This is a genomic window from Ruegeria sp. G2 (assembly GCF_056533505.1).
The window spans coordinates 490,359-512,755 of sequence record NZ_JBQFON010000001.1 but is presented as its reverse complement, the minus strand read 5'-3'; the positions used below and the strand labels follow the sequence as shown (position 1 = coordinate 512,755).

Annotated in this window: 22 protein-coding genes and 3 tRNA genes; 12 read left to right on the top strand and 13 right to left on the bottom strand. The window is 55.2% G+C overall.

The features are described 5' to 3' along the window. Positions 1–233 precede the first annotated feature (233 nt). Complete coding sequence (tkt, locus tag ACR0DU_RS02485) at positions 234–2,258, top strand: transketolase (RefSeq protein WP_480872301.1); 2,025 nt, start codon at positions 234–236, stop codon at positions 2,256–2,258. Between the two features lie 54 nt (positions 2,259–2,312). Here tkt and ACR0DU_RS02480 read toward each other — a convergent pair whose 3' ends face one another. Both ACR0DU_RS02480 and ACR0DU_RS02475 read right to left on the bottom strand, forming a co-directional pair. Further along, positions 2,313–2,621, bottom strand: coding sequence for a hypothetical protein (locus ACR0DU_RS02480; protein ID WP_480872300.1), 309 nt, complete (start codon positions 2,619–2,621; stop codon positions 2,313–2,315). Between the two features lie 119 nt (positions 2,622–2,740). Then, on the bottom strand, positions 2,741–3,712 hold the full coding sequence (locus ACR0DU_RS02475; RefSeq protein ID WP_480872299.1) for a DUF808 domain-containing protein: 972 nt from the start codon (positions 3,710–3,712) through the stop codon (positions 2,741–2,743). Between the two features lie 180 nt (positions 3,713–3,892). On the opposite strand from ACR0DU_RS02475, the gene gap (ACR0DU_RS02470) reads away from it, so the two are divergent. The 3 genes from gap (ACR0DU_RS02470) (at position 3,893) to gap (ACR0DU_RS02460) (ending at position 6,197) form a co-directional block, all read left to right on the top strand. Beyond that, positions 3,893–4,894: a type I glyceraldehyde-3-phosphate dehydrogenase gene (gene gap / locus ACR0DU_RS02470; protein ID WP_170770706.1), complete on the top strand. Its 1,002-nt coding sequence runs from the start codon at positions 3,893–3,895 to the stop codon at positions 4,892–4,894. A 73-nt stretch (positions 4,895–4,967) separates the two neighbouring features. Then, positions 4,968–5,111, top strand: a complete 144-nt coding sequence (locus tag ACR0DU_RS02465) for a hypothetical protein (RefSeq protein WP_010439846.1) — start codon at positions 4,968–4,970, stop codon at positions 5,109–5,111. 81 nt (positions 5,112–5,192) lie between these two features. Beyond that, entirely contained in the window at positions 5,193–6,197 is a 1,005-nt protein-coding gene (gene gap / locus ACR0DU_RS02460; protein WP_480872297.1) for a type I glyceraldehyde-3-phosphate dehydrogenase, read from the top strand. Here gap (ACR0DU_RS02460) and coaD read toward each other — a convergent pair. The 3 genes from coaD to ACR0DU_RS02445 form a co-directional block, all read right to left on the bottom strand. Beyond that, entirely contained in the window at positions 6,189–6,680 is a 492-nt protein-coding gene (gene coaD / locus ACR0DU_RS02455) for a pantetheine-phosphate adenylyltransferase (RefSeq protein ID WP_480872295.1), read from the bottom strand. The two genes, gap (ACR0DU_RS02460) and coaD, sit on opposite strands and share 9 nt — an antisense overlap. 82 nt (positions 6,681–6,762) lie before the next feature. Beyond that, complete coding sequence (locus tag ACR0DU_RS02450; protein WP_010439840.1) at positions 6,763–7,200, bottom strand: CBS domain-containing protein; 438 nt, start codon at positions 7,198–7,200, stop codon at positions 6,763–6,765. 60 nt (positions 7,201–7,260) lie between these two features. Next, on the bottom strand, positions 7,261–8,163 hold the full coding sequence (locus tag ACR0DU_RS02445) for a LysR family transcriptional regulator (RefSeq protein ID WP_480872294.1): 903 nt from the start codon (positions 8,161–8,163) through the stop codon (positions 7,261–7,263). Positions 8,164–8,267: 104 nt separating this feature from the next. Between ACR0DU_RS02445 and ACR0DU_RS02440 the strand changes: the two genes are divergently transcribed. Both ACR0DU_RS02440 and ACR0DU_RS02435 read left to right on the top strand, forming a co-directional pair. Beyond that, positions 8,268–9,767, top strand: a complete 1,500-nt coding sequence (locus tag ACR0DU_RS02440; RefSeq protein ID WP_480872292.1) for a CoA-acylating methylmalonate-semialdehyde dehydrogenase — start codon at positions 8,268–8,270, stop codon at positions 9,765–9,767. 188 nt (positions 9,768–9,955) lie between these two features. After that, positions 9,956–10,555 carry a L,D-transpeptidase gene (locus tag ACR0DU_RS02435; RefSeq protein WP_480872290.1) on the top strand — a complete coding sequence of 200 codons (600 nt, stop codon included), beginning with the start codon at positions 9,956–9,958 and terminating at the stop codon, positions 10,553–10,555. 76 nt (positions 10,556–10,631) lie between these two features. Here ACR0DU_RS02435 and ACR0DU_RS02430 read toward each other — a convergent pair whose 3' ends face one another. Both ACR0DU_RS02430 and ACR0DU_RS02425 read right to left on the bottom strand, forming a co-directional pair. Next, a complete protein-coding gene (locus ACR0DU_RS02430) occupies positions 10,632–11,108 on the bottom strand; it encodes a fasciclin domain-containing protein (RefSeq protein WP_010439833.1) in 477 nt (158 codons plus the stop codon). Between the two features lie 71 nt (positions 11,109–11,179). Continuing rightward, complete coding sequence (locus tag ACR0DU_RS02425) at positions 11,180–12,031, bottom strand: class I SAM-dependent methyltransferase (protein ID WP_480872288.1); 852 nt, start codon at positions 12,029–12,031, stop codon at positions 11,180–11,182. Positions 12,032–12,165: 134 nt separating this feature from the next. On the opposite strand from ACR0DU_RS02425, the gene ACR0DU_RS02420 reads away from it, so the two are divergent. Further along, entirely contained in the window at positions 12,166–13,281 is a 1,116-nt protein-coding gene (locus tag ACR0DU_RS02420; RefSeq protein ID WP_170778763.1) for a carboxylate-amine ligase, read from the top strand. Between the two features lie 2 nt (positions 13,282–13,283). Here the strand turns inward: ACR0DU_RS02420 and ACR0DU_RS02415 are convergent, their stop codons facing one another. After that, positions 13,284–14,144 carry a hypothetical protein gene (locus ACR0DU_RS02415; protein WP_480872286.1) on the bottom strand — a complete coding sequence of 287 codons (861 nt, stop codon included), beginning with the start codon at positions 14,142–14,144 and terminating at the stop codon, positions 13,284–13,286. 160 nt (positions 14,145–14,304) lie between these two features. On the opposite strand from ACR0DU_RS02415, the gene ACR0DU_RS02410 reads away from it, so the two are divergent. The 4 genes from ACR0DU_RS02410 to ACR0DU_RS02395 all read left to right on the top strand — a co-directional run bounded on the left by ACR0DU_RS02410 (position 14,305) and on the right by ACR0DU_RS02395 (position 17,872). Further along, positions 14,305–15,447 carry an acyl-CoA dehydrogenase family protein gene (locus ACR0DU_RS02410; RefSeq protein WP_480872284.1) on the top strand — a complete coding sequence of 381 codons (1,143 nt, stop codon included), beginning with the start codon at positions 14,305–14,307 and terminating at the stop codon, positions 15,445–15,447. Positions 15,448–15,454: 7 nt separating this feature from the next. Continuing rightward, positions 15,455–16,495 (top strand): enoyl-CoA hydratase/isomerase family protein, encoded by a 1,041-nt coding sequence (locus ACR0DU_RS02405; protein ID WP_480872282.1) that lies wholly within the window; start codon positions 15,455–15,457, stop codon positions 16,493–16,495. 3 nt (positions 16,496–16,498) lie between these two features. After that, the gene (mmsB, locus tag ACR0DU_RS02400; protein WP_480872281.1) at positions 16,499–17,371 is read left to right on the top strand and encodes a 3-hydroxyisobutyrate dehydrogenase; all 873 of its coding nucleotides are present in this window, start codon (positions 16,499–16,501) and stop codon (positions 17,369–17,371) included. 108 nt (positions 17,372–17,479) lie between these two features. Continuing rightward, complete coding sequence (locus ACR0DU_RS02395) at positions 17,480–17,872, top strand: hypothetical protein (protein WP_480872279.1); 393 nt, start codon at positions 17,480–17,482, stop codon at positions 17,870–17,872. 6 nt (positions 17,873–17,878) lie between these two features. Here ACR0DU_RS02395 and uvrA read toward each other — a convergent pair whose 3' ends face one another. From uvrA to ACR0DU_RS02375, 4 genes are all read right to left on the bottom strand, one after another. Next, the gene (gene uvrA / locus ACR0DU_RS02390) at positions 17,879–20,737 is read right to left on the bottom strand and encodes an excinuclease ABC subunit UvrA (protein ID WP_480872277.1); all 2,859 of its coding nucleotides are present in this window, start codon (positions 20,735–20,737) and stop codon (positions 17,879–17,881) included. A 107-nt stretch (positions 20,738–20,844) separates the two neighbouring features. Further along, entirely contained in the window at positions 20,845–21,411 is a 567-nt protein-coding gene (locus tag ACR0DU_RS02385; protein ID WP_480872275.1) for a class I SAM-dependent methyltransferase, read from the bottom strand. A gap of 106 nt (positions 21,412–21,517) precedes the next feature. Beyond that, positions 21,518–21,594: transfer RNA gene (locus tag ACR0DU_RS02380), tRNA-Asp, on the bottom strand. 52 nt (positions 21,595–21,646) lie between these two features. Continuing rightward, a tRNA-Asp gene (locus ACR0DU_RS02375) sits at positions 21,647–21,723 on the bottom strand. A gap of 213 nt (positions 21,724–21,936) precedes the next feature. On the opposite strand from ACR0DU_RS02375, the gene ACR0DU_RS02370 reads away from it, so the two are divergent. Further along, positions 21,937–22,011 (top strand) — tRNA-Val (locus tag ACR0DU_RS02370). Between the two features lie 73 nt (positions 22,012–22,084). Here the strand turns inward: ACR0DU_RS02370 and ACR0DU_RS02365 are convergent. Next, the gene (locus ACR0DU_RS02365; protein WP_010439808.1) at positions 22,085–22,312 is read right to left on the bottom strand and encodes a hypothetical protein; all 228 of its coding nucleotides are present in this window, start codon (positions 22,310–22,312) and stop codon (positions 22,085–22,087) included. Between the last annotated feature and the right edge of the window lie 85 nt (positions 22,313–22,397).

Sequence of the window (22,397 nt, the reverse complement as noted above, 5' to 3'; positions counted from 1 at the left end):
CCCTGTCACCTCTTTATCAAGGTTCGTTCTGCTATACGCCTGTCCGAATCAAAAGCGGCGGCTCTCTGCACTAGTCTAACGGAATGTAACAGAAAATACCCACTGTTTGGTTTCAATCACTTGCACACCGCTCTTGAAGCGCCAGATCGGCGCAGAACCCGGTTCTACTTGCACTTTGTCAGACGGATGGTATTCAGCGCTAAATCTGCCCGTAACCCAAAGGAATAACGCCCGTGGACCTGACTGCGCTGCGCAATGCCAACCCCGAACACTGGGACAAGGCTGCGGCCATCCGCACCCTGACCCTCGACGCCGTCGCCGCCGCCAATTCCGGCCATTCCGGTATGCCAATGGGCATGGCCGATGTTGCGACTGTATTGTTCGAAAAGCACCTGAAATTTGACGCCTCTGCCCCGAATTGGCCGGATCGTGACCGGTTCATCCTGTCGGCGGGTCACGGTTCGATGCTGGTCTATTCGCTGCTTTACCTAACTGGTCATGGCGACATTACGCTGGAAGAAATCAAAAACTTCCGCCAGTTGGGCGCCAAAACAGCCGGCCACCCCGAGAACTTCCTGATAGACGGTGTCGAAACCACCACTGGCCCTCTGGGTCAGGGCATCTCGAACGCTGTGGGCTTTGCCATGGCCGAGGAAATACAGCGCGCGCATTACGGCAAGAAGATCGTTGATCACTACACTTATGTGATTGCGGGCGACGGCTGCCTGATGGAAGGCGTTAGCCAAGAGGCGATCACCCTGGCTGGCCGACACGAACTGAGCAAGCTGATCGTCTTCTGGGACAACAACAACATCACCATCGACGGCACCGTTGATATCGCCGACCGCACCGATCAGGTACGCCGTTTTGCGGCTTCGGGCTGGCATGTGCTTGAGATTGACGGTCATGACCCCAAGGCCATCGACGATGCCATCGTGCGGGCGAAAAAGTCGAACAAGCCGACAATGATCGCCTGCGAGAGCCACATAGCACTTGGCCACGCGGCGCAGGACACTTCGAAAGGCCACGGCGCGCTGACCGATCAGGATCAGTTGAAGGCGGCCAAAGACGGCTATGGCTGGCCGCATGACGCGTTTGTCATCCCAACAGAGGTCAAAGCCGCATGGGAAGCTATCGGTACACGTGGTGCTGCCGAGCGCGCGTCATGGGAAGAGCGTTTCGCGCAAATCTCCGAGCGTAAGCAGGCGGAATTCAACCGTGCCTATGCGTTTGAAGCGCCGAAGAAACTGGCTGGTGCCATCCGGTCATTCAAGAAACAGATGTCGGAAGATCAGCCGAAACTGGCAACCCGAGCGTCGTCCGAAAAGGTTCTGAACGTGGTGAACCCGATCATGCCAGAAACCATCGGTGGTTCGGCTGACCTGACCGGTTCAAACAACACCAAATCAGCGGATATGGGCGTGTTCCTGCCAGAAAACCGCAAAGGTCGTTACATCCACTACGGCATCCGCGAACACGGCATGGCAGCTGCCATGAACGGCATGGCTCTGCACGGGGGCATCCGTCCCTATGGCGGCACCTTCATGGCTTTCACTGACTATGCCCGCCCTTCCATGCGTTTGGCTGCCTTGATGAAGGTGCCTACGGTCTTTGTGATGACACATGACTCGATTGGTCTGGGCGAAGACGGCCCGACCCACCAGCCGGTGGAACATCTGGCGATTTCGCGCGCAACGCCAAACACCTATGTCTTCCGCCCCGCTGACACTGTTGAGACTGCCGAAGCTTGGGAACTGGCACTTACCTTCAAAGACAGCCCCTCGGTCCTGTCGCTGACCCGTCAGGGCGTGCCAACAGTGCGGACCGAGCACAAAGGTAAAAACCTGACCTCACAAGGCGCATATGTGCTCGCTGACGCAGAAGCCAAACGTCAGGCCATACTGATCGCTACCGGATCCGAGGTTTCGCTGGCCATGGAAGCCAAAGCGATGCTGGAGGCCGAGGGCATTGGCACCCGCGTCGTATCAATGCCTTGCATGGAGCTGTTTGCCGAACAGGATGAAGCCTACCGTAAGCGCGTCCTACCTGCCGGTGCCGTCCGCGTTGGCATCGAGGCCGCCGTACGCGCTGGCGGATGGGACCGCTGGTTGCTGGGTGAACGTGGCCGCGAAGCCAAAGCTGGGTTTATTGGCATGTCGAGCTTTGGTGCATCAGCCCCGGCAGGTGAGTTGTATAAGCACTTTGGCATTACCGCAGAAGCGGCTGTCGCGAAGGTAAAAGAACTGATGGGGCTGTAAGCACTCGGCTCAACAGTTGTAGATACAAAGGGCGGCTTTCTCGGCCGCCCTTTGCTATTTTGGCTGGCCCAATTTCGCCCTTAACGCCTCATATGCCAATTTCGCAAAGTCCAATCGCAGTTCGTACCGTTCCGCTGGCACGATCCCTCCGGGTACGTTTTGCCCTGCCCAAGACAAAACTTGCCGCACATGCGTTCCATAAAGCGGAATGAAGTGCGCAGATTGACCCGTAAGCAGGTTGAACATTCGCCCGCCTGCCCACTCGGAACGTTCGGCAGCTTTGTCCGCCGTGTCGATCCGAATATGCAGAACCAGATACGGTGCGTTCGGTTCAAACGGCATTTGTTCCGCACCAAGGTTCATTGCAGCCAACGCCGCTGCTTTACGTTTGGCAGCGAGCCCCCTCAACTTAAACCGGGTGCGGTATTGAACCGGTCGAAAAGCTGGTAGATGACTTAGCTCCATCACTTCATGCCTTCGATTCAGTGAGATTCAGGCTTACCTGAAAACTTCCCGATCATCGGCGCAATGACCTTCGTCGCCAACGGGATCAACACAAATCCCCAAGCCAAACCGAACACCCCATCCATTGTCGCTTTTGCGATCCATTCGGCGGCTTTTTCCCATTGGGCAGGCACTGCGTGTCCCACCGCATAAGCCCAGTCATGAATATGATGGCCCAACCAGCCAAAGCCCAGAACCTCCATCCCGTGGATGATAATCGATCCTCCGACCCAGAGCATCGCGGCAGTTCCAACGATTGAAAGTGTCTTCATCACGCCGGGCATGGCTTTGACCAAGCCCCGACCAAGACCTCGGCCTACGGGCGTCGGTGCGTTCTTAGCCAGATACAACCCGACATCATCCATCTTCACTATCAGCGCAACCGAACCGTAAACTGCCAGAGTCACACCCAACCCAACCACCGCAAGCGTCGTAGCCTGCATCCAGATGTTGGGCGCTTCGATAGCCGCCAATGCAATGGTCATGATCTCGGCGGACAGAATGAAATCGGTCTTGATTGCCCCCTTGACTTTCTGCTCTTCCAAATGCCCTGGGTCGCGATTTTTCATGTCTTCTTCGATGACGTGACTGCCATGCGGGAACAAGACATGAAAAATCTTCTCGGCGCCCTCAAAGCACAGATACGAGCCACCTATCATCAGCAAAGGTGTAATCAGCCATGGCGCAAAGTTCGCCAACAGCAGTGCCACGGGCAACAGCAAGACAATCTTGTTGAAAACCGATCCGCGAGCGATGCGCCAGATGATGGGTAATTCTCGTGCCGGCGCGAACCCCTGCACGTATTTAGGAGTTACCGCCGCGTCGTCGATTATTACACCGGCAGTCTTGGCCCCGGCCTTGCCAGCCGCCGCTACGACATCGTCCACTGATGACGCTGCAACCTTTGCAATGCCTGCCACATCATCCAACAGGGCCAACAGACCACTCATCGCGCATCCTCTTGTTTATCCGCTGTTGCCGACACTACCTGATACAACCCTTAGCGCAAGCGTTAGCGCAACCGGCGCAGGTTTGCGCTAACACCTTAAAAATATGCCATTTTTGCCCTTTTGAGATTCGGTTTTCACGGCTATATGGCCAGCAACACAAGCGCAGTTTGGAGACGTCGGATGACCATCAAGGTCGGTATCAATGGTTTTGGCCGCATCGGCCGCTGTACACTGTCGCACATCGCCGCATCGGCGCGTAACGACATCGAAGTGATCAAGGTCAACGCCACTGGCCCGCTGGAAACATCGGCACATCTGCTGAAATATGACAGCATTCACGGCCGTTTCCCGCGCGAAGTGTCTGTCGAAGGCAACACCATGGATCTGGGCCGTGGCCCGATGGAAATGTTCTCGACCTATGACATGACCGAGCTTGACTGGGAAGGCTGCGATGTCGTTCTGGAATGTACTGGCAAGTTCAATGACGGGCTAAAGGCAAAGACGCACCTAGATCGCGGCGCTGGTAAGGTGCTGCTTTCGGCGCCAGGTAAGAATGTCAATAAGACAATTGTGTTTGGCGTAAACCACAACACCCTGACTGCAAACGACAATATGGTGTCCAACGGCTCCTGCACGACCAACTGCCTGGCCCCGCTTGCCAAAGTTCTGGATGAAGGCATCGGTATCGAGCATGGCATCATGACCACGATCCACGCTTATACCGGCGACCAGCCCACTCTGGACCGTCGTCACAGCGACCTGTATCGCGCGCGCGCAGCGGCGATGTCGATGATCCCGACCACAACCGGTGCTGCGGCAGCGCTGGGTGAAGTCCTGCCTAACCTCAAGGGCCGCTTGGACGGTTCCGCGATCCGTGTACCTACCCCAAATGTCTCGGCCGTCGACCTGTCGTTCCGCGCATCGCGCGACGTGACAGTAGAAGAGGTTAACGCGATCGTTGAAGAAGCCGCCAAGGGCCCGATGCAGCGGGTCCTTGGCTATGAGCCTGCGCCGCTGGTCTCGACCGATTTCAACCACACCGAAGAGAGCTCGATCTTCGCACCAGACCAGACCCGCGTCGTTGACAACCGTATGGTGCGTGTACTGGCATGGTATGACAACGAATGGGGCTTCTCGGTGCGTATGGCGGATGTCGCCGTAGCGATGGGCCGCCTTAACTGACCCTTCGCACATCGCTTGTACCTTGATGCCCGCTCAGGTTATCTGAGCGGGCATTTTCGTTCAGGGCGCAGAAATGACAAATCAAATCGCTATTTGGCTTGGAATCCTAATTCTAGGCGGTCTGATGCTGGACGTTGCACTATTCGGCACCGAACACCTGCTGTTCCTAGGTAAGAAGCTCTACGATTTCCTGGATTGGCTTGCCTTCTGGCGATGACAGAGGTTTTGCTTGACTTTCGCGCCAATCTAGCTTTGTTAGCGCTAACCATCAATCGACCAAATTCTGACGGAGCGCATTATGACACTCAAGCTGGCAATAAACGGATTTGGACGGATCGGACGAGGCGTATTGCGAGCCGTCATGGAATCCGGACGCACCGATGTTGAAATCGTCGCTATTAACGATCTGGCAAAGCCGGAAATGAACGCTCATCTGTTTGAATTCGACAGTGTGCATGGCCGTTATCCCAACCAGGTAACGCTCAGCGATTCCGGCCTGGACGTCGGTGCCGGACCAATCCGCTTGACCAGTGAGCGTGATCCCGAAGCACTGGATTGGTCAGATGTGGATGTTGTTCTGGAATGCACTGGAGTTTTCAGGACCCGTGAAGCAGCCGAGCGGCACCTGAAAAACGGATCAAAGAAAGTATTGATTTCTGCCCCTGCCCGTGGCGATGGCGGTGTGAAGACCGTCGTCTTTGGCGTAAACGACCATGAGCTAACCGCCGACGATATCGTTGTTTCCAATGCCTCCTGCACCACCAACTGCCTGTCGCCCGTGGCCGCAGCACTGGACGCAGGGCTTGGCATCAAGCACGGCAATATGACAACCGTTCATGCCTACACGGCGAGCCAACCGGTTCATGACACAGCTGGGAAAGACCCCTACCTGTCGCGCGCAGCAGCACTGTCGATGATTCCCACGACAACCGGCGCGGCGTCTGCAGTGGGTCTGGTTTTGCCACAACTGGCCGGAAAGTTGACCGGGCAAGCCATTCGCGTGCCTACGCCCAATGTCTCAGTTGTTGACCTGGTCGCCGAAGTATCACGCCCAACAACCGAAGAGGAGGTCAATGCCCTCTTCGTAGAAGCCGCCGCGAAAGTCCCTGGCGTTTTGGCAGCCGAGAATCGCCCGCTAGTATCGATCGATTTCAACCACGACTCACACAGCTCGACCGTTTCGCTGGCTGAAACCAAAGTAACCGACGGCACGCTGGTGCGCGTCCTCGCTTGGTACGACAATGAGTGGGGCTTCTCGAACCGAATGCTGGACACGGCCGCCGCGATGGGTGCCCTAGCCTAAACGCTCACGAAGAGCTTCATTGACGCGGGGCGTGACGAATTTCGACACGTCCCCATTCAACCTGGCGATTTCTTTGACCAGTTTCGAGGCAATGGCCTGATGCCGAGCCTCGGCCATTAGGAAGACCGTTTCAATTGAGTCGTCCAGCGCGCGGTTCATACCAACCATCTGGAATTCATATTCGAAATCAGCAACAGCACGTAGTCCACGCACGATAATCTGAGCGCCAACATCGCGTGCGCAATCGATCAGCAGGTTTTCAAATGGATGCGCCACGATTTCATTGCCGGTCTGCTCGGTGAGATGCGCACACTCGGCTTCGATCATCGCGACTCGTTCTTCCAAAGAGAACAGAGGGCCCTTGTCGCGGTTGATAGCGACGCCAATCACAAGCTTATCCACCAATGCAGCGGCACGGCGAATGATGTCGATATGGCCCAATGTGATTGGGTCAAAGGTACCGGGGTATAATCCAACCCGCATAGGGCTCTCCAGCGCAACAAAATTTCTGCGCAAGCAAACATAACTTTGCCGCAGGTGCAAGAGGCTGAAACAGCCCCCGCGTTCAGTGGCCCATGATCATGCCTTCAAGCGCGTCTTTTTCCATAGCAAGTTCAGCCAGTTGCGCCTTGACCGCATCGCCCAGCGTTACGATTCCGACCAGTTTGCCCTCTTCCAGAACAGGCATATGGCGAAATCGACCTTCCGTCATTTGTGATAGGATGGATTCGACCGAGTCCTGCTGGCTGGCTGTTACAAGCTTCTTGGTCATGTAGGTACTGACCGGCTTGTCCAGACACCCGCTACCACTGGCTGCCAGCTCGCGCACGATATCACGTTCGGACAGGATGCCCGAAGCCGTCTGCCCGCCATCTTCGGAAACGATCACAGTGCCGATCCGATTCTCCGCCAGGATTGCGGCGGCCTGCGAGACCGACGCCGATGGTTCGACCGTCACTACGCCGCTGCCAGCTTTGGACTTGAGAATGGCCTGAACGAGCATCTGCAAAAACCTCCGGAATAACGTACTGTTTTCTAAGCGTTGCCGGAATGTCTGAAGGTGTCAAGGTGCAGCTTCGGCTTCCAGCCGCGCTACTTCGTCCCGCAGGCCACGTGTTAGTGCTTCGGCAAACCGATTCAACCGCTCATTGCGCTGGTCACCCTGATGGCGGACCAAATAGAACCCCCGGGTCAGACCTACCTGATCCGTCAGTATTTTTTGCAATCCCCGGTGGAACGGCAATGTAAAATCATGCGCAACACAAACACCGGTGCCCAGCGACACCTGCCGCAACTGAACTGAGACCGAGTTTGATGCAAGCGCGACACGCTCAACACCTATATCGTTGAGGTAGTCAAGTTCCCGATCGAAGATCATGTCCGGGATATAGCCGATCATCCTGTGCCCTTTCAGATCCTCAATGGATCTAATTTCAGCGTGGCGATTCAGGTAATCTTTCGTGGCGACCATGTGCAGCCGATAATCGGATATCTTTTGAACCAGCAATTGCCCGGCAGTGGGCGCACTGACAGTGACCGCCATATCGGCCTCTCGCCGGGATAGGTTGATAATGCGCGGCAACGCCAAAATCTGAATATCGAGGTCAGGATTCGCATCGCTGATCTTGGCGCAGACCTGCGGCAAAAGGTAATTGGCGCTTCCGTCCGGCGCACCAATTCTGATCTGACCACTCAGCGACTTGGCGGAACCCGACATGACACCTGTCGCAGCGCGCATAGCCTCTTCTGCTTGTAGACCATGCTCCATGAGACGCTGCCCCGCAGTCGTCAAAACATAGCCCTGCTGCGATTTCGTGAACAACACAGCGTCCAAAGCCGCTTCCAATCGCGCGATTCTGCGACCGACAGTCGCCGGGTCTATCTTAAGAACCCGCCCAGCCCCAGAAAGGCTTTCGTCGCGAGCAACTGCCAGGAAAACCCGCAAATCATCCCAATTCGGCGTCATCATCCATCCTTTGCATTTTTGCAAAACTGATTTGAAATATTGCCTCTGTTCAGGTGATTTTCGCAAGTCTATTCTGCGCGCAACCTAATCCGGAGGAATTTGCCATGCAGAACCTGACCCATTTCATCAACGGTGAACATGTCGCCGGCACATCTGGTCGCTTTGATGATGTGTTCAACCCCGCAACGGGCGAAGTGCAGTACCAATGCCCGATGGCAAGTGTTGCCGAGACCACCGCAGCGATCGAAGACGCCGCAGCTGCTCAGGTCGCTTGGGGCGCAACCAACCCGCAGAAACGCGCACGCGTCATGATGGCAATGGTTGGCCTGATGAACCGCGATATGGACAAACTTGCCGAAACGCTCAGCCGCGAGCATGGCAAGACCATTCCCGATGCGAAGGGTGACTTGCAGCGCGGTCTGGAAGTGATCGAATACTGCATCGGCGCACCTCAGATGCTGAAAGGTGAGTTTACCGACAGTGCGGGTCCGGGCATCGATATGTATTCGATGCGTCAGCCGCTGGGCGTGGTCGCTTCGATCATGCCGTTCAACTTCCCTGCTATGATGCCGCTGTGGCATGTCGGCCCTGCTCTGGCCTGTGGCAACGCTGTGGTTCTGAAACCGTCCGAGCGTGACCCCTCTGTTCCGCTGATGCTGGCAGAGCTGTTTGTCGAAGCCGGACTGCCCAAAGGCGTGTTCCAGGTCGTAAACGGCGACAAAGAGGCCGTGGATACCCTGCTAGACAGCGAGATCATTCAGGGCGTGTCTTTCGTCGGCTCGACCCCGATCGCGCAATACATCTACGCTCGTGCAACCGCCAACGGCAAACGCGCACAGTGCTTCGGTGGCGCCAAGAACCACATGATCGTTATGCCTGACGCCGATCTGGATCAGGCCGCTGACGCGCTGGTCGGTGCTGGCTTTGGCGCAGCTGGCGAACGCTGCATGGCAATCTCGGTCGCTGTACCGGTTGGCGAAGAAACCGCAGACGCACTGATCGAAAAACTGATCCCGCGTGTCGAAAAGCTGAAAGTCGGCCCCTACACAGCAGGTGACGACGTTGACATGGGTCCGGTGGTCACTGCCGCTGCGAAAGAACGTATCCTTGGCCTGATCAACTCGGGCGTTGAGCAAGGCGCGAAGCTGGTTGTCGACAACCGTGACTTCAGCCTGCAGGGCTATGAGGACGGTTTCTTTGTCGGCCCGCACCTGTTCGACAACGTCACGCCCGACATGGACATCTACAAGCAAGAGATCTTTGGCCCGGTCCTGTCGACCGTCCGCGCGGGTTCTTATGAAGAAGCGCTGAAACTGGCGATGGATCATGAATACGGCAACGGCACCGCGATCTTCACCCGCGACGGCGACACCGCACGTGATTTCGCCAGCCGGATCAATATCGGCATGGTCGGCATCAACGTGCCGATCCCGGTTCCGCTTGCGTATCACACTTTCGGTGGCTGGAAGAAGTCCATGTTCGGTGACCTAAACCAGCACGGCCCGGACAGCTTCAAGTTCTACTCGCGCACCAAGACCGTCACATCGCGCTGGCCGTCGGGTATCAAGGAAGGCGGCGAGTTCAACTTCAAAGCCATGGACTGATCTGTTAGTTCATTAATCGGGAAGCCCGGCCTAACTCAGGCCGGGCTTCTTTCGTTTTGGGCCTGTTCTCGCTGGTTCAAACACCTCACGAGAAATTCAGAGGCCTACCTCTGGAAAAGTCAGGCAATCACCAATATTTTATCGCCAAATCATCTAATCGAGCAGTTCGTATCATTCCGGAGGCAACATTGTCCCAAAATCGTTTGACCCGCCGCCACGCCCTGTTGGGCGCCGCATCTCTGATTGCGACACCAGCCATCGTACGCGCGCAAAGCATCGATGCTTTCCCGCAGGATGAAGAAGCGATCAGCACACAATTACCCGTCCGTCGCAATGTATCGTCATTCTCGCAGCAGAATTGGCAGGATCACTTTGACGAGTTGGGTGTTGGTGCATTGTTGGCCGATATCACCAGCCGAGCTTTGCATTACTGGGGGCCAGATGGAACCTATAAGCTCTATCCCAGCTCTGTCCCGATGAGCGAAGAGCTGACCAAGCGCGGCTATACCAAAGTCACGCGCAAAGCGGAGAACCCAAGCTGGACACCAACTGCATCAATGCGCGAGCGCGATCCATCGTTGCCGGTTCGCATGGAGGGTGGCGAACCTGGAAACCCGTTGGGGACCCGCGCCATGTATCTTGGCTGGCCTGCCTACTTGGTTCACGGCACCCACGATACCCGCAAGATCGGACGCCAAAGCTCGTCTGGCTGTATCGGTCTTTATAACCAACATGTAGAAGAGCTGTATCCGCTGGTGAAAGTCGGTACTCAGGTACGTTTGGTTTAAACGGCAAATTTCTACCAGGAATTCAAAAAGCCCCGTCCATCAGGGACGGGGCTTTTTAAGATTGGAAGTGGTAAATTTATTCAGGGATAATCACTTCATCTACAACGTGAATGACGCCGTTACTGGCTTCGATATCAGCCTGTACAACTTCGGCGCCGTTAACTTTCACACCATTCTTTGCATTCACGCTCAGACGATCACCTTGTACGGTCAGAACCTTTGCTCGTTTCCCAGCGATGTCACCAGACATCACTTTGGCTGGCACAACATGATAGGTCAGGATCGCTACCAACTGATCCTTGTTCTCTGGAAGAAGAAGAGTTTCAACGGTGCCTTCAGGCAGAGCGGCAAAAGCCTCGTCTGTGGGTGCGAAGACAGTGAAAGGCCCATCGCCTTTCAACGTATCAACCAAACCAGCGGCCTGAACGGCGGCGACCAGAGTGTTAAACGACCCGGCAGCGACTGCCGTATCGACGATATCTGCGGCCTGTGCTTTGACGGGTAGTGCAAGTGCAAATGCGGCGGCAGCGCCCATGAATGTGCGACGGAACATGGCTGTTAACTCCTCTCCAGCTTGTTATGCAGAGGATTACGGGCCTTTTAGCAAACCGGATCACATGTTGATCATTTTTCTTTGAGCTGCACCCATATGCTCTGCGCGCGACCGTCTTTCAGAAACGGTAATGCCTCCACCGCGTCGGGGCGTTCCTGTTGCAAATAATATCCGGGCCAAAGCATTGAATAGAAGCCAGATTGCAGCAAGGCGTGCAGCATGTATTGCTCGCCCCAACCCGGACAATCATAGAAGAACCGCTTAGGATATTCGTAAGGCAGAAAAACATCGTGGACGTGGATGACAACGCCCGGTTTCAGCGCCGGAATGATCCGACAGAATAGATGAGCCACGTCATTGCTCATCCGGACCACGTGGCTTGAATCGATGAAAAGAACGTCTCCGGCTTCAAGCTGTTCGAATATTGCGGGATCGACCTCTTCCAGTCGCTTTTGGTCGAACCGATCAACGACATGAGCGATATCGGCGCGCGGATACGGATCAATTGCGGTGATGGTCGTATCAAGGGCCCCGTCGATTATCGCTTGGCGTGTCACGCGGGTCGAGTTTCCGCAGCCGACTTCGATCACGCGTTTTGGCTGAAAGCAGCGGATCATAAGATAAAGCGCATCCGCGTCCGGGCTATCATAATACCCGTTGTTGGTTTCATAACCTGTCTGATTACGCGCAGGATCTTTCAGCGCCGCAAGATCATCGGCGTATCGCGTGTACTCGTCCACCAACTGTGTGATATCGAACTCTTCCATCCCTGGTGACAAAGCGTATGCCGGACGGGTCAGCCCCCCTGCCCGCTCAAACGCTTCAAGCCGCGCCCGTTCATCCTGTTCCGTGACCTTGTCGATCAGCTTCACTCCTAACTCGTCCAGAGCAGCGTTGATCTGTGGAAATTTTCTGGGTTTCACAAGGATGGCTCCAATCTACGTTGCGCCTTTCCTTACCTTTGCTCGCGGCACCTCTGCAAGAACCCTTGAGCCAAACCCTTGGCAAAAGAGAAAATTCCGTATTCACTGATTGGAATTGAACGACGAGGACCGCCATGCAGCAGGAATTCACGTTAGGCATCGAGGAAGAGTATCTGCTGGTTGATCGCGACAGCATGCAGCTTGCGCATGCCCCGACCGCGTTGATCGAAGCTTGTCAAAGTGATTTCGAAGGTCAGGTCAGCCCCGAATTTCTGCAATGCCAGATTGAAGTCGGAACCCGCCCGCACGCCACCATCAAATCCGCCCGAGAAGACCTAAAGCGGTTGCGGTCCTGTGTCTCAAAGCGCGCGGCCGAATACAATATGGCACCAATCGCGGTTTCCTGCCATCCATTCGCAAACTGGAAAGATCAGCATCATACAAGAAGAGAGCGCTATGACGCATTGCAGCACGCTCTTGGCGGCGTTGCACGCCGAATGCTGATCTGTGGGATGCACGTGCATGTGGGGATCGAAAACCAGGCCCTGCGCGCCGATCTGATGCCACAGCTGTCTTACTTTCTGCCACATCTCCTGGCTTTGTCTACTTCGTCACCTTACTGGAATGGCGAGGATACGGGCCTATCCTCCTATCGATTGACTGTATTCGATAACCTGCCCAGAACCGGTTTGCCCCCGGTATTCGGCAGCTGGGGCGAATATGAACGTACAACCGGAGTATTGGTCGAACTCGGGGTGATTGAAGATACCTCAAAAATCTGGTGGGACCTGCGCCCTTCGCATCGCTTTCCAACGCTCGAAACCCGGATCATGGATGTCCAGCCCCGGCTGGAACACACATTGTCTTTGGCGGCTTTGGCGCAAGCCCTGACCAGGATGTTATGCCGTCTGAAAGCGCGCAATCTACGTTGGCGGCAATATGACAAGTTCCTGATCGGCGAAAATCGCTGGCGAGCGCAACGCTATGGCGTTGGCGAAGGGCTGATTGATTTCGGGGATCGCTCGATCAAGCCGATGGCCGAACTGATGGGTGAACTCATGGGTATGTTGGCTGAAGATACGGAAGCGCTCGGCACCATGACCGAGATTGCACGTCTAAGGCACATTGCCGAGACCGGCACTTCTTCAACCCGCCAACGTCGTGTTCATGCCGAGGCTGTCGCGCGCGGAGATGATCCAGGGAAAGCCGTGGTTAGCCATCTGATCGAAGAATTTCACGCTGATTTGTAGTTTCAGACTGCGGCCAGAATATCCTTAATCCGTTCTGCCACCGGTTCGTACAGGTCCCGGTCTGTCCAATATCCGTTGTGCGAGAACGGGTTCCAAGACGTAAAAATTTTGCCCGCATTGATTGGTTTGTCTTTCAAAGCTCTGCTTTGTGCCAGCTGCGCATAGCTCGGCGCGCTTTTGCCCAACGGAAACCCAAGAACATCGTGACGATCATAGTAGTTATGCCACCATGTCGTAAACCGGAGCGCGGGTGGAAGCTCGCGATTAGGAGCCATAATCGGGAATATCTCATTCTCGGGATACGCGAATAAGAAGATCGGAATATTGCATCCGAAGGTCACGATCCCCGCGACTGTTTTCATGTTTTCTACATGTGTCGGATGAACCGGCGATCCACCCTGCCGCAGATGCCTCTGCATATCGTAGATATAGTTGGACATTATGTGCCCGCCCAGTGAATGGGCCAGTATCAGGACGGGGCCGTCATGGCCCACCTGATGTTTGACCACACCCATCACATTCTCGATTTTCTTGTGGATCGCATCATAGATTTTGTCACCATCGTCCGGCGTTGGGCGATACGAGGCAGCATCGGACAAGTTGCACACAACAAACTCGCGCAGCTTGTCATAGCCCAAACTACGGTTGATCTTGCGCAGATAATCTTTCTGCCGCCCCTGCAGGATTTGCGCCCAAACAACCTCATGCCAGATCACATGGCGCATATCGGCTCCGATCCGGTTCGCGACGCGCCGCTTCAGTCCTTTCGAAAATGTTGGGGTTGTCGATGCAGGTTGCCCTTGGGGTCTGTATTGGCTTCCCATTCCGTGAATGGCGATCACGGCCATTTTGTGTGACGGCATCAGAATACTCCATAAAATCGATCTTTTGAATTTCCTCAGTATAGCGCAGGCAAGTAATTCTCCCAAACCCGTCGGCAACGTTTGCTGCCGTTGAAAAATTTCTGTAAGGATTGAAGAATAAAACGCTTGTTCAATTCTGCAGTATACAGGGACCACCGCCATGGATTTCGCGTTGACCGAAGAACAGACGGCCATTTTTGATATGGCCTATGCCTTTGGCCAGGAACATATCGCCCCATTCGCGCGCCAATGGGAAGCTGACGGCACGATCCCGAAAGATCTTTGGCCCAAGATCGGCGAACTTGGATTTGGCGCCCTCTACGTCTCGGAAGAAGGTGGCGGATCAGGCCTGAGCCGCCTTGATGCGACGCTGGTGTTCGAAGCCCTGTCGATGGCCTGCCCCTCGGTCGCGGCTTTCCTGTCAATCCACAACATGTGCGCCAAAATGCTGGACAGCTTTGCCAGTGATGATCTGAAATCGCGCATCATGCCTGACATTCTCAGCCTTGAGACGGTGCTCAGCTATTGCCTGACGGAACCTGGTTCCGGCTCAGACGCAGCCGCTTTGAAAACCCGGGCTGAACGCACGAACGAGGGATACACTCTGAACGGCTCTAAGGCTTTCATCTCGGGCGGCGGTTATTCGGATGCCTATGTCTGCATGGTCCGCACGGGTGAGGATGGCCCCAAGGGAATTTCGACGGTCTATGTCGAAGACGGGACACCCGGCCTTAGCTTTGGCGCTCTGGAGCAGAAAATGGGCTGGAAAAGCCAGCCCACCGCGCAGGTCCAGTTTGATGACTGTAAGATCCCCGCAAGAAACTTGGTCGGTGCAGAAGGCGACGGATTCAAATACGCCATGATGGGGCTGGACGGCGGACGCCTGAACATTGCTTCCTGCTCATTAGGTGCAGCGCAGAATGGATTGGATTTGACGCTGAAATACATGTCCGAGCGCAAAGCATTCGGCCAATCCATCGATCAGTTCCAAGCGCTGCAGTTCCGCCTCGCCGATATGGAGATCGAATTGCAGGCCGCCCGCACCTTCCTGCGGCAAGCAGCGTGGAAACTGGATCAGGGCGCGCCTGATGCCACCAAATTCTGCGCCATGGCCAAGAAATTCGTCACCGAAACCGGATCGAAGGTGGTTGACCAGTGCCTGCAATTGCATGGCGGCTACGGTTATCTGGCCGACTATGGCATCGAAAAGCTTGTGCGCGATCTGCGCGTGCACCAGATACTTGAAGGCACCAACGAGATTATGCGCGTCATCGTTGCACGGCAAATGCTGGCGAACCGCTGAGGGTCCAATGGTTGACATCGATATACGTACCGTAGGGCGCGCCGGGCGCATCACGTTAACTCGCCCAAAGGCCCTGAATGCACTTAGCTATGAGATGTGCATGGCCATCGACACCGCTCTCCGGAGTTGGCGTGAGGATGATGCAGTCGATCTGATCATTTTTGACGCGGAGGGTGAAAAGGCTTTTTGTGCCGGTGGCGATATTGCAGAGCTATACGCTACTGGCACCAATGGCGATTACGATTACGGCCGTACCTTCTGGCGCGACGAATATCGGATGAATGCCATAATCTTTGAATACCCCAAACCTGTGATCAGTTTTCTGCAAGGCTTTACCATGGGCGGTGGTGTGGGCATTGGCTGCCATGGCAGTCATCGCATCGTTGGCGAAAGCTCACAGATTGCTATGCCGGAGTGTTCGATCGGTTTGGTCCCTGACGTGGGCGGAACACTGATGTTGGCGCTGGCGCCAGGGCGTCTGGGTGAGTATTTGGGAATAACCGGCTACCGAATGGGGCCCGATGACGCAATCTTTGCTGGCTTCGCTGATCATTTCATTCCGCAAGACCGCTGGGCGGGCCTAATCGAAATGCTGGAAGCTTCCGGTCGTGCAGAAATTATTGAAGAGCACACTGAAACTCTCCCGAAAGGCAAACTCGCAGAGCTCCAACCTCAGATCGACGCGTTTTTCGGCGGAGAAAGCCTGACCGATATCTTGAACATCCTGAGTAGCGACGGCCTAGAGTTTTCTTCGGAAACTCTCAATGGCCTTAAACGAAACGCACCTATTTCGATGGCCTGTTGCATCGAAATGCTGCATCGGTTGCGCGGACCAAATCTGACCCTGCGCAAGGCTTTGGAGATGGAGTATCGCTTTACCTATCGCGCGATGGAACACGGAGATTTTCTGGAAGGCATTCGTGCACAGATTATAGACAAGGATCGCAATCCAAACTGGCAATTTGCAGATATGAACGTACCTGCAGCAGCAGTCTCGAATATGTTGCAACCTTTAGGTGAGAACGCGCTGACCTTTTCAGAGGAGTAAAGGATGAAAATCGCATTCATTGGACTGGGCAACATGGGCGCCCCAATGGCAGCCAATTTGGCAGCGGCCGGTCATGAAGTGGTCGGCCATGACATGGCAGACATATCGATCGATGGTGTGACGATGGCCGCGTCAGGGGCTCAAGCCGTTTCTGGCGCAGAGGCGGTCATCACCATGCTTCCCAATGGCCAGATACTGCGCACCGTGGCTAATGAGGTCATTCCTGCGATGCAGGACGGTGCGGTTCTGATCGACTGCTCGACGGTAGATGTCGACAGCGCCCGCGCCGTGGCCCAGCAAGCCACAGACGCCGGTCTGCTCTCGGTGGATGCTCCGGTTTCTGGTGGAATTGGCGGTGCCGCGGCCGGCACGCTGACCTTTATGGCTGGTGGTTCTGACACCGCTTTTGCCAAAGCCGCCCCGTTGTTTGAAATCATGGGCCAGAAAGCGGTTCACTGCGGCGAGGCGGGCGCTGGTCAAGCCGCCAAAATCTGCAACAACATGATCCTCGGCGTCACCATGATTGCCACCTGCGAGGCATTTGCACTGGCAGACAAGCTAGGGTTGGACCGCCAAAAAATGTTTGATGTGGTTAGCACTTCTTCTGGCTACAGTTGGACGATGAATGCGTATTGCCCTGCGCCGGGTGTTGGCCCCGAAAGCCCTTCTGACAATGATTATACCCCTGGCTTTGCCGCCGAGCTGATGCTGAAAGATCTTCGCCTCAGCCAACAGGCTGCAGAAAGCGCTGATGCCGATACTCCCATGGGAGAAATCGCAACGAAGCTTTATGAACAGTTTGTCGAACACGAAAATGGCTTAGGTCGCGATTTCAGCGCCATGTTGCCACGGTTCGAGACGCGCCGCCGAAGCTAACACTCTAGCAGCGGAAAACCGCACAGGGCTGGAATACAAGGAGGCGCGCTCCTACGTGATTGGGTATTGTACAAGCAAATACAAACACCCACGCCGGAGTGCGCCTCGATGAAAATTCTGACCTGCCTTCCAATGATCGCCCTGATTGCGCTGAGCCCAGCCGTAGCGTTGGCCGGGAATGGCAATGGTAAAGGTAAAAACAAGTCCAAGTTGCAGGTCGAACGAATCGCTCCGCAATCTGGTGTGGTGCGTAGCAATGCTGGCCATTGCCCTCCGGGGCTTGCTAAAAAGGCTGTGCCTTGCGTGCCACCCGGGCAGGCCAAAAAGCTCTACCGAAAGGGTGATCGGCTTGATGACTACATCTGGATTGACGACCCTTATCGCTATGGATTGCGGCGCGGTGGCAACTATGTGCGTGCCGGTGACTATGTCTATTCAATCGACCCGGACACGCGCAAAGTGTTGAACCTCATCGGCGCGGTTGCCGACATCCTCTACTAGAGTTCGCTATTCAGCGGCCACACGCTCAGTATTCAGCATCGGCTTTAGGTAATGTCCGGTATGACTGCGCTCGCATTCCGCGACATCTTCTGGTGTGCCCTCTGCCACGATCTGGCCGCCTCCGTCGCCTCCCTCGGGACCGATGTCGATAATCCAGTCGGCGGTTTTCACCACATCCAGATTGTGTTCGATCACCACAACCGTATTTCCCTGATCCACCAGTTCGTGCAGCACTTCTAGGAGCTTACGAACATCTTCGAAGTGCAGACCGGTTGTCGGCTCATCAAGGATATATAGTGTTCGCCCGGTCGAACGTTTGCTGAGCTCTTTCGACAGCTTCACGCGCTGCGCTTCACCACCAGACAGCGTTGTTGCTTGCTGACCGACCTTAATATAGCCCAACCCGACGCGCGCAAGGGCATCCATCTTGTCTCGGATCGAAGGCACGGCCTTAAAGAACTCCTGCGCATCTTCGACAGTCATATCAAGCACATCCGCGATGGACTTACCCTTGAATTTGATCTCAAGCGTCTCGCGATTATAGCGCGCGCCCTTACAGGTTTCACAAGTCACATAGACATCGGGCAGGAAGTGCATCTCGATCTTGATCACACCGTCACCCTGACAGGCCTCGCAGCGTCCACCTTTAACATTGAAGCTGAAGCGACCGGGTTTGTAGCCACGCGCCTTGGCCTCGGGCAGGCCCGCAAACCAGTCGCGGATCGGGGTGAAGGCCCCGGTGTAAGTCGCTGGATTTGAACGTGGAGTCCGGCCTATAGGACGCTGATCGATATCAATCACCTTATCCAAATGCTCTAGACCTTTAATCGTCTCGCAAGGCGCCGGTGTCTGACGCGCACCATTCAGCCGCATCGAGGCGGTTTTGAACAAAGTCTCAATCGTCAGGGTGGATTTACCGCCTCCTGAGACCCCAGTAACACAGACGAACTTGCCCAGCGGAAAGTCTGCCGTGACATTTTTCAGGTTGTTTCCGGTGGCCTTGACCACGCTCACCTTCTGCTTCTTACCTTTTCGCCTCTCTGCAGGTACCGCAATTTCACGCTTGCCAGACAGGTACTGACCGGTAATCGAAGCCGCATCACCAGCGATGTGTTCGGGCGTGCCATGGCTGACGACCTGCCCACCGTGAACACCAGCCCCGGGTCCAATATCGAAGACATAGTCAGCCTCGCGAATGGCCTCTTCGTCGTGCTCTACGACGATAACGGTGTTTCCCTGATCGCGCAGGTTCTTGAGTGTCCCCAACAGCCGATCATTGTCGCGTTGATGCAGACCGATCGAAGGTTCATCAAGTACATACAATACCCCGGTCAGGCCCGATCCGATTTGGCTGGCCAAACGAATGCGCTGGCTCTCGCCACCGGACAAAGTGCCACTTGAACGTGACAGTGTAAGATATTCCAAACCCACATTATTCAAAAAGCCGAGCCGTTCGCGGATTTCCTTCAGAATGGCCCGAGCGATTTCGTTCTTTTGCGCAGTCAGATGGTTCGGCGCATCCTCAATCCAGGCCAATGCCTCTCGGATCGACATCTGGACCACTTGCCCCACATGCAGCCCTGCTATTTTTACAGCCAGCGCTTCTGCGCGCAGACGATATCCCTCGCAGGTGCCGCAGGGACGATTGTTCTGATAACGCTCGAATTCTTCGCGAATCCAGGCGCTGTCAGTCTCGCGATATCGGCGCTCCATGTTGGGTATGACACCCTCGAAGCTGCGCGTGACCTGATAAACGCGACCACCTTCGTCATAGCGGAACTGGATTTCCTCATCGCCAGAACCACGCAGGAACACCTGCTGAACTTTATCGGGCAAATCCTTCCACGGCGTGTTTTTGTCGAACTCATAGTGCCGCGCGATGGCTTCGATGGTTTGTAGGAAATACGGGGATTTTCCCTTCCGCCACGGCGCTAAAGCACCATCATACAGCTTCAGCGTCTGGTCCGGCACAACGAGGCGTTCATCAAAGAACAGTTCAACCCCCAGACCGTCGCAATCGGGACATGCTCCGAAAGGCGCGTTGAATGAAAACAGACGGGGTTCGATCTCGGGGATCGTGAACCCACTGACCGGGCAGGCAAAATTTTCGCTGAACGTGATCCGCTCGGGATCGCCCTCTTTCGGTGCGGTTTCGAGGATTGCAATCCCATCGGCTAGATCAAGCGCTGTCCGCAGGCTGTCAGCCAAGCGCGTTTCCATCCCTTCACGTACAACCAAACGATCAACCACGACGTCGATATCATGGCGGAACTTCTTATCCAGCGTTGGCGGCTCATCCAACTCGTAGAACTCGCCATCGACCTTGACGCGCTGGAACCCTTGTTTGCGAAGTTCAAGGAATTCCTTTTTGTACTCGCCCTTCCGGTCCCGCACGATTGGGGCCAGCAAATAGCCACGGGTGCCCTCCTCCATGGTCATGATCCGGTCGACCATGTCTTGCACTTGCTGCGCCTCGATAGGCAGCCCTGTGGCTGGGCTGTAGGGCGTTCCAGCACGAGCAAACAACAGACGCAGATAGTCGTAAATCTCGGTCACAGTCCCCACGGTTGAGCGGGGATTCTTGGACGTCGTCTTCTGTTCGATCGAAATAGCAGGGCTCAGGCCGCTGATGTGATCTACATCGGGCTTTTCCATCATATCCAGAAACTGCCGCGCATAAGCCGACAAGCTTTCGACATAGCGGCGCTGACCTTCGGCGTAGATAGTGTCAAACGCCAGCGAGGACTTGCCCGAGCCTGAAAGACCGGTGATCACCACCAGCCGATCACGCGGAATGTCGACATCAATGCTTTTGAGGTTATGCTCGCGCGCGCCGCGCACCTCGATATTCTTAAGCTCAGCCATTCTGGCCCCCAACAGATACGTCTTTCAGAGATAAGCGAGCAGCGCCGAGTCTCCAATCGAAAAGTTAGAACAAAGCAAGAACTAGCGGATTTTCTCCGGCTTACCAACTACTGAATCGATTTCCGGGCCAATGCCCAAGCGCAAATTGGGAAATCCGGGTCATTTTCCAAATCGTCGGTCTCGGGATCGTAGGTCGGTGGCCAATCCAGTTCCAGATTTCGTTGGGCTGTATGGCGATTGCCCCACTGCTCTGCCTTGATGCCAGTCGGATCAAATCCGCACTCACCTAGCAAATTCTTCAAACCTCGCGCAGTCCACCGAGAACAATCCTGCGGAGCTGCGTGAAACGGAATGAAAAAAGGCACTGCGAGCCAGAAGTAACCGCCAGGTCGCAGCATCTCCAACACGTTCAAAGTCGCCTCATAAGGTCGATCAAGATGTTCCCAGACCTGATTGGCCAGGATCAGGTCAAATTGCCGGACTTGTCCGTGTTCATCCAGCAATGGTCCGCGGCAGATATCAAGCTGACGCTGCCAGGCTTGCGTATAGCTCAGAAAGGCGAATTGCTTGCCCCAGGAACCTGAAATCTCGAAAGCCTCCAGCTTCTGCGGATTGAGCTCATGAATCCACTGACGGCTGCGGCGGGCCATCACGACCCGGTTCAAGCTTGTCATGAGCACCCTCTCGGACAGAATTAAGTCGGACGGAAACGTCATGCCAGACCTCAAGACACCCTGCAATGCGATAGCGTGGGTATGGGTGTCTGATTTCAAAGGAAAATGGCGCGGTTGACGGGGCTCGAACCCGCGACCCCCGGCGTGACAGGCCGGTACTCTAACCAACTGAGCTACAACCGCGCATTTTGGGTCTATGTGTGATCCGTTTGCCCGGATCAAAGGCTGACAGTGATGGCGCGGTTGACGGGGCTCGAACCCGCGACCCCCGGCGTGACAGGCCGGTACTCTAACCAACTGAGCTACAACCGCCCACTGCCCGTTCATCTCTGAACGTTGGGGTGTATTATGGCTACCGCTGTGCAGCGTCAAGCGGCGTTTTCAAGTTTTTTGCTTAATCACGAATTTTTCCAATGCGAGTAACTTTGAACAAAGCAAATGCGTCGAGAAAACCCTACTCCAACGCAAGCGGACAGCGATTTCAGCTTGCGAATATTTCTTGGATTCTTTATTTGAGCCCGCCAAGGGTGATTAGCTCGGTGGTAGAGCGCTTCGTTCACATCGAAGATGTCAGGAGTTCAAATCTCTTATCACCCACCATGTTTTCAATAACTTATTGGCCGCAAGTAAAGTGCTGGGATCCTTTCAGATCAAACGCGCAGCGCACCCTGCACTACCCACTGACATACACGCCGGACTTCGGGCGATAGAATATCTTCTGGTCATGTAGCCTGCCGAGTAATTCGTGTGCTTTGCGCACAAAGTTCTCGCGGGCCTCTCTGTCCTCATTGCCTTCATCAACAAGTGCGACGGACCTGGCCGAAATCGCATGGCGCATTGCCTCTTCAATCAATTCCATATCTTCCACCGAAAGTTCGAACAGATCGTTGTACCGAGGCATCCTGGGGTCTCCTACAATGGCGCAGGCTCTCAGCGTGAATGATATTCCACCCCGGGTCCAGCGTTGTGATACCCTGAAGATAGAC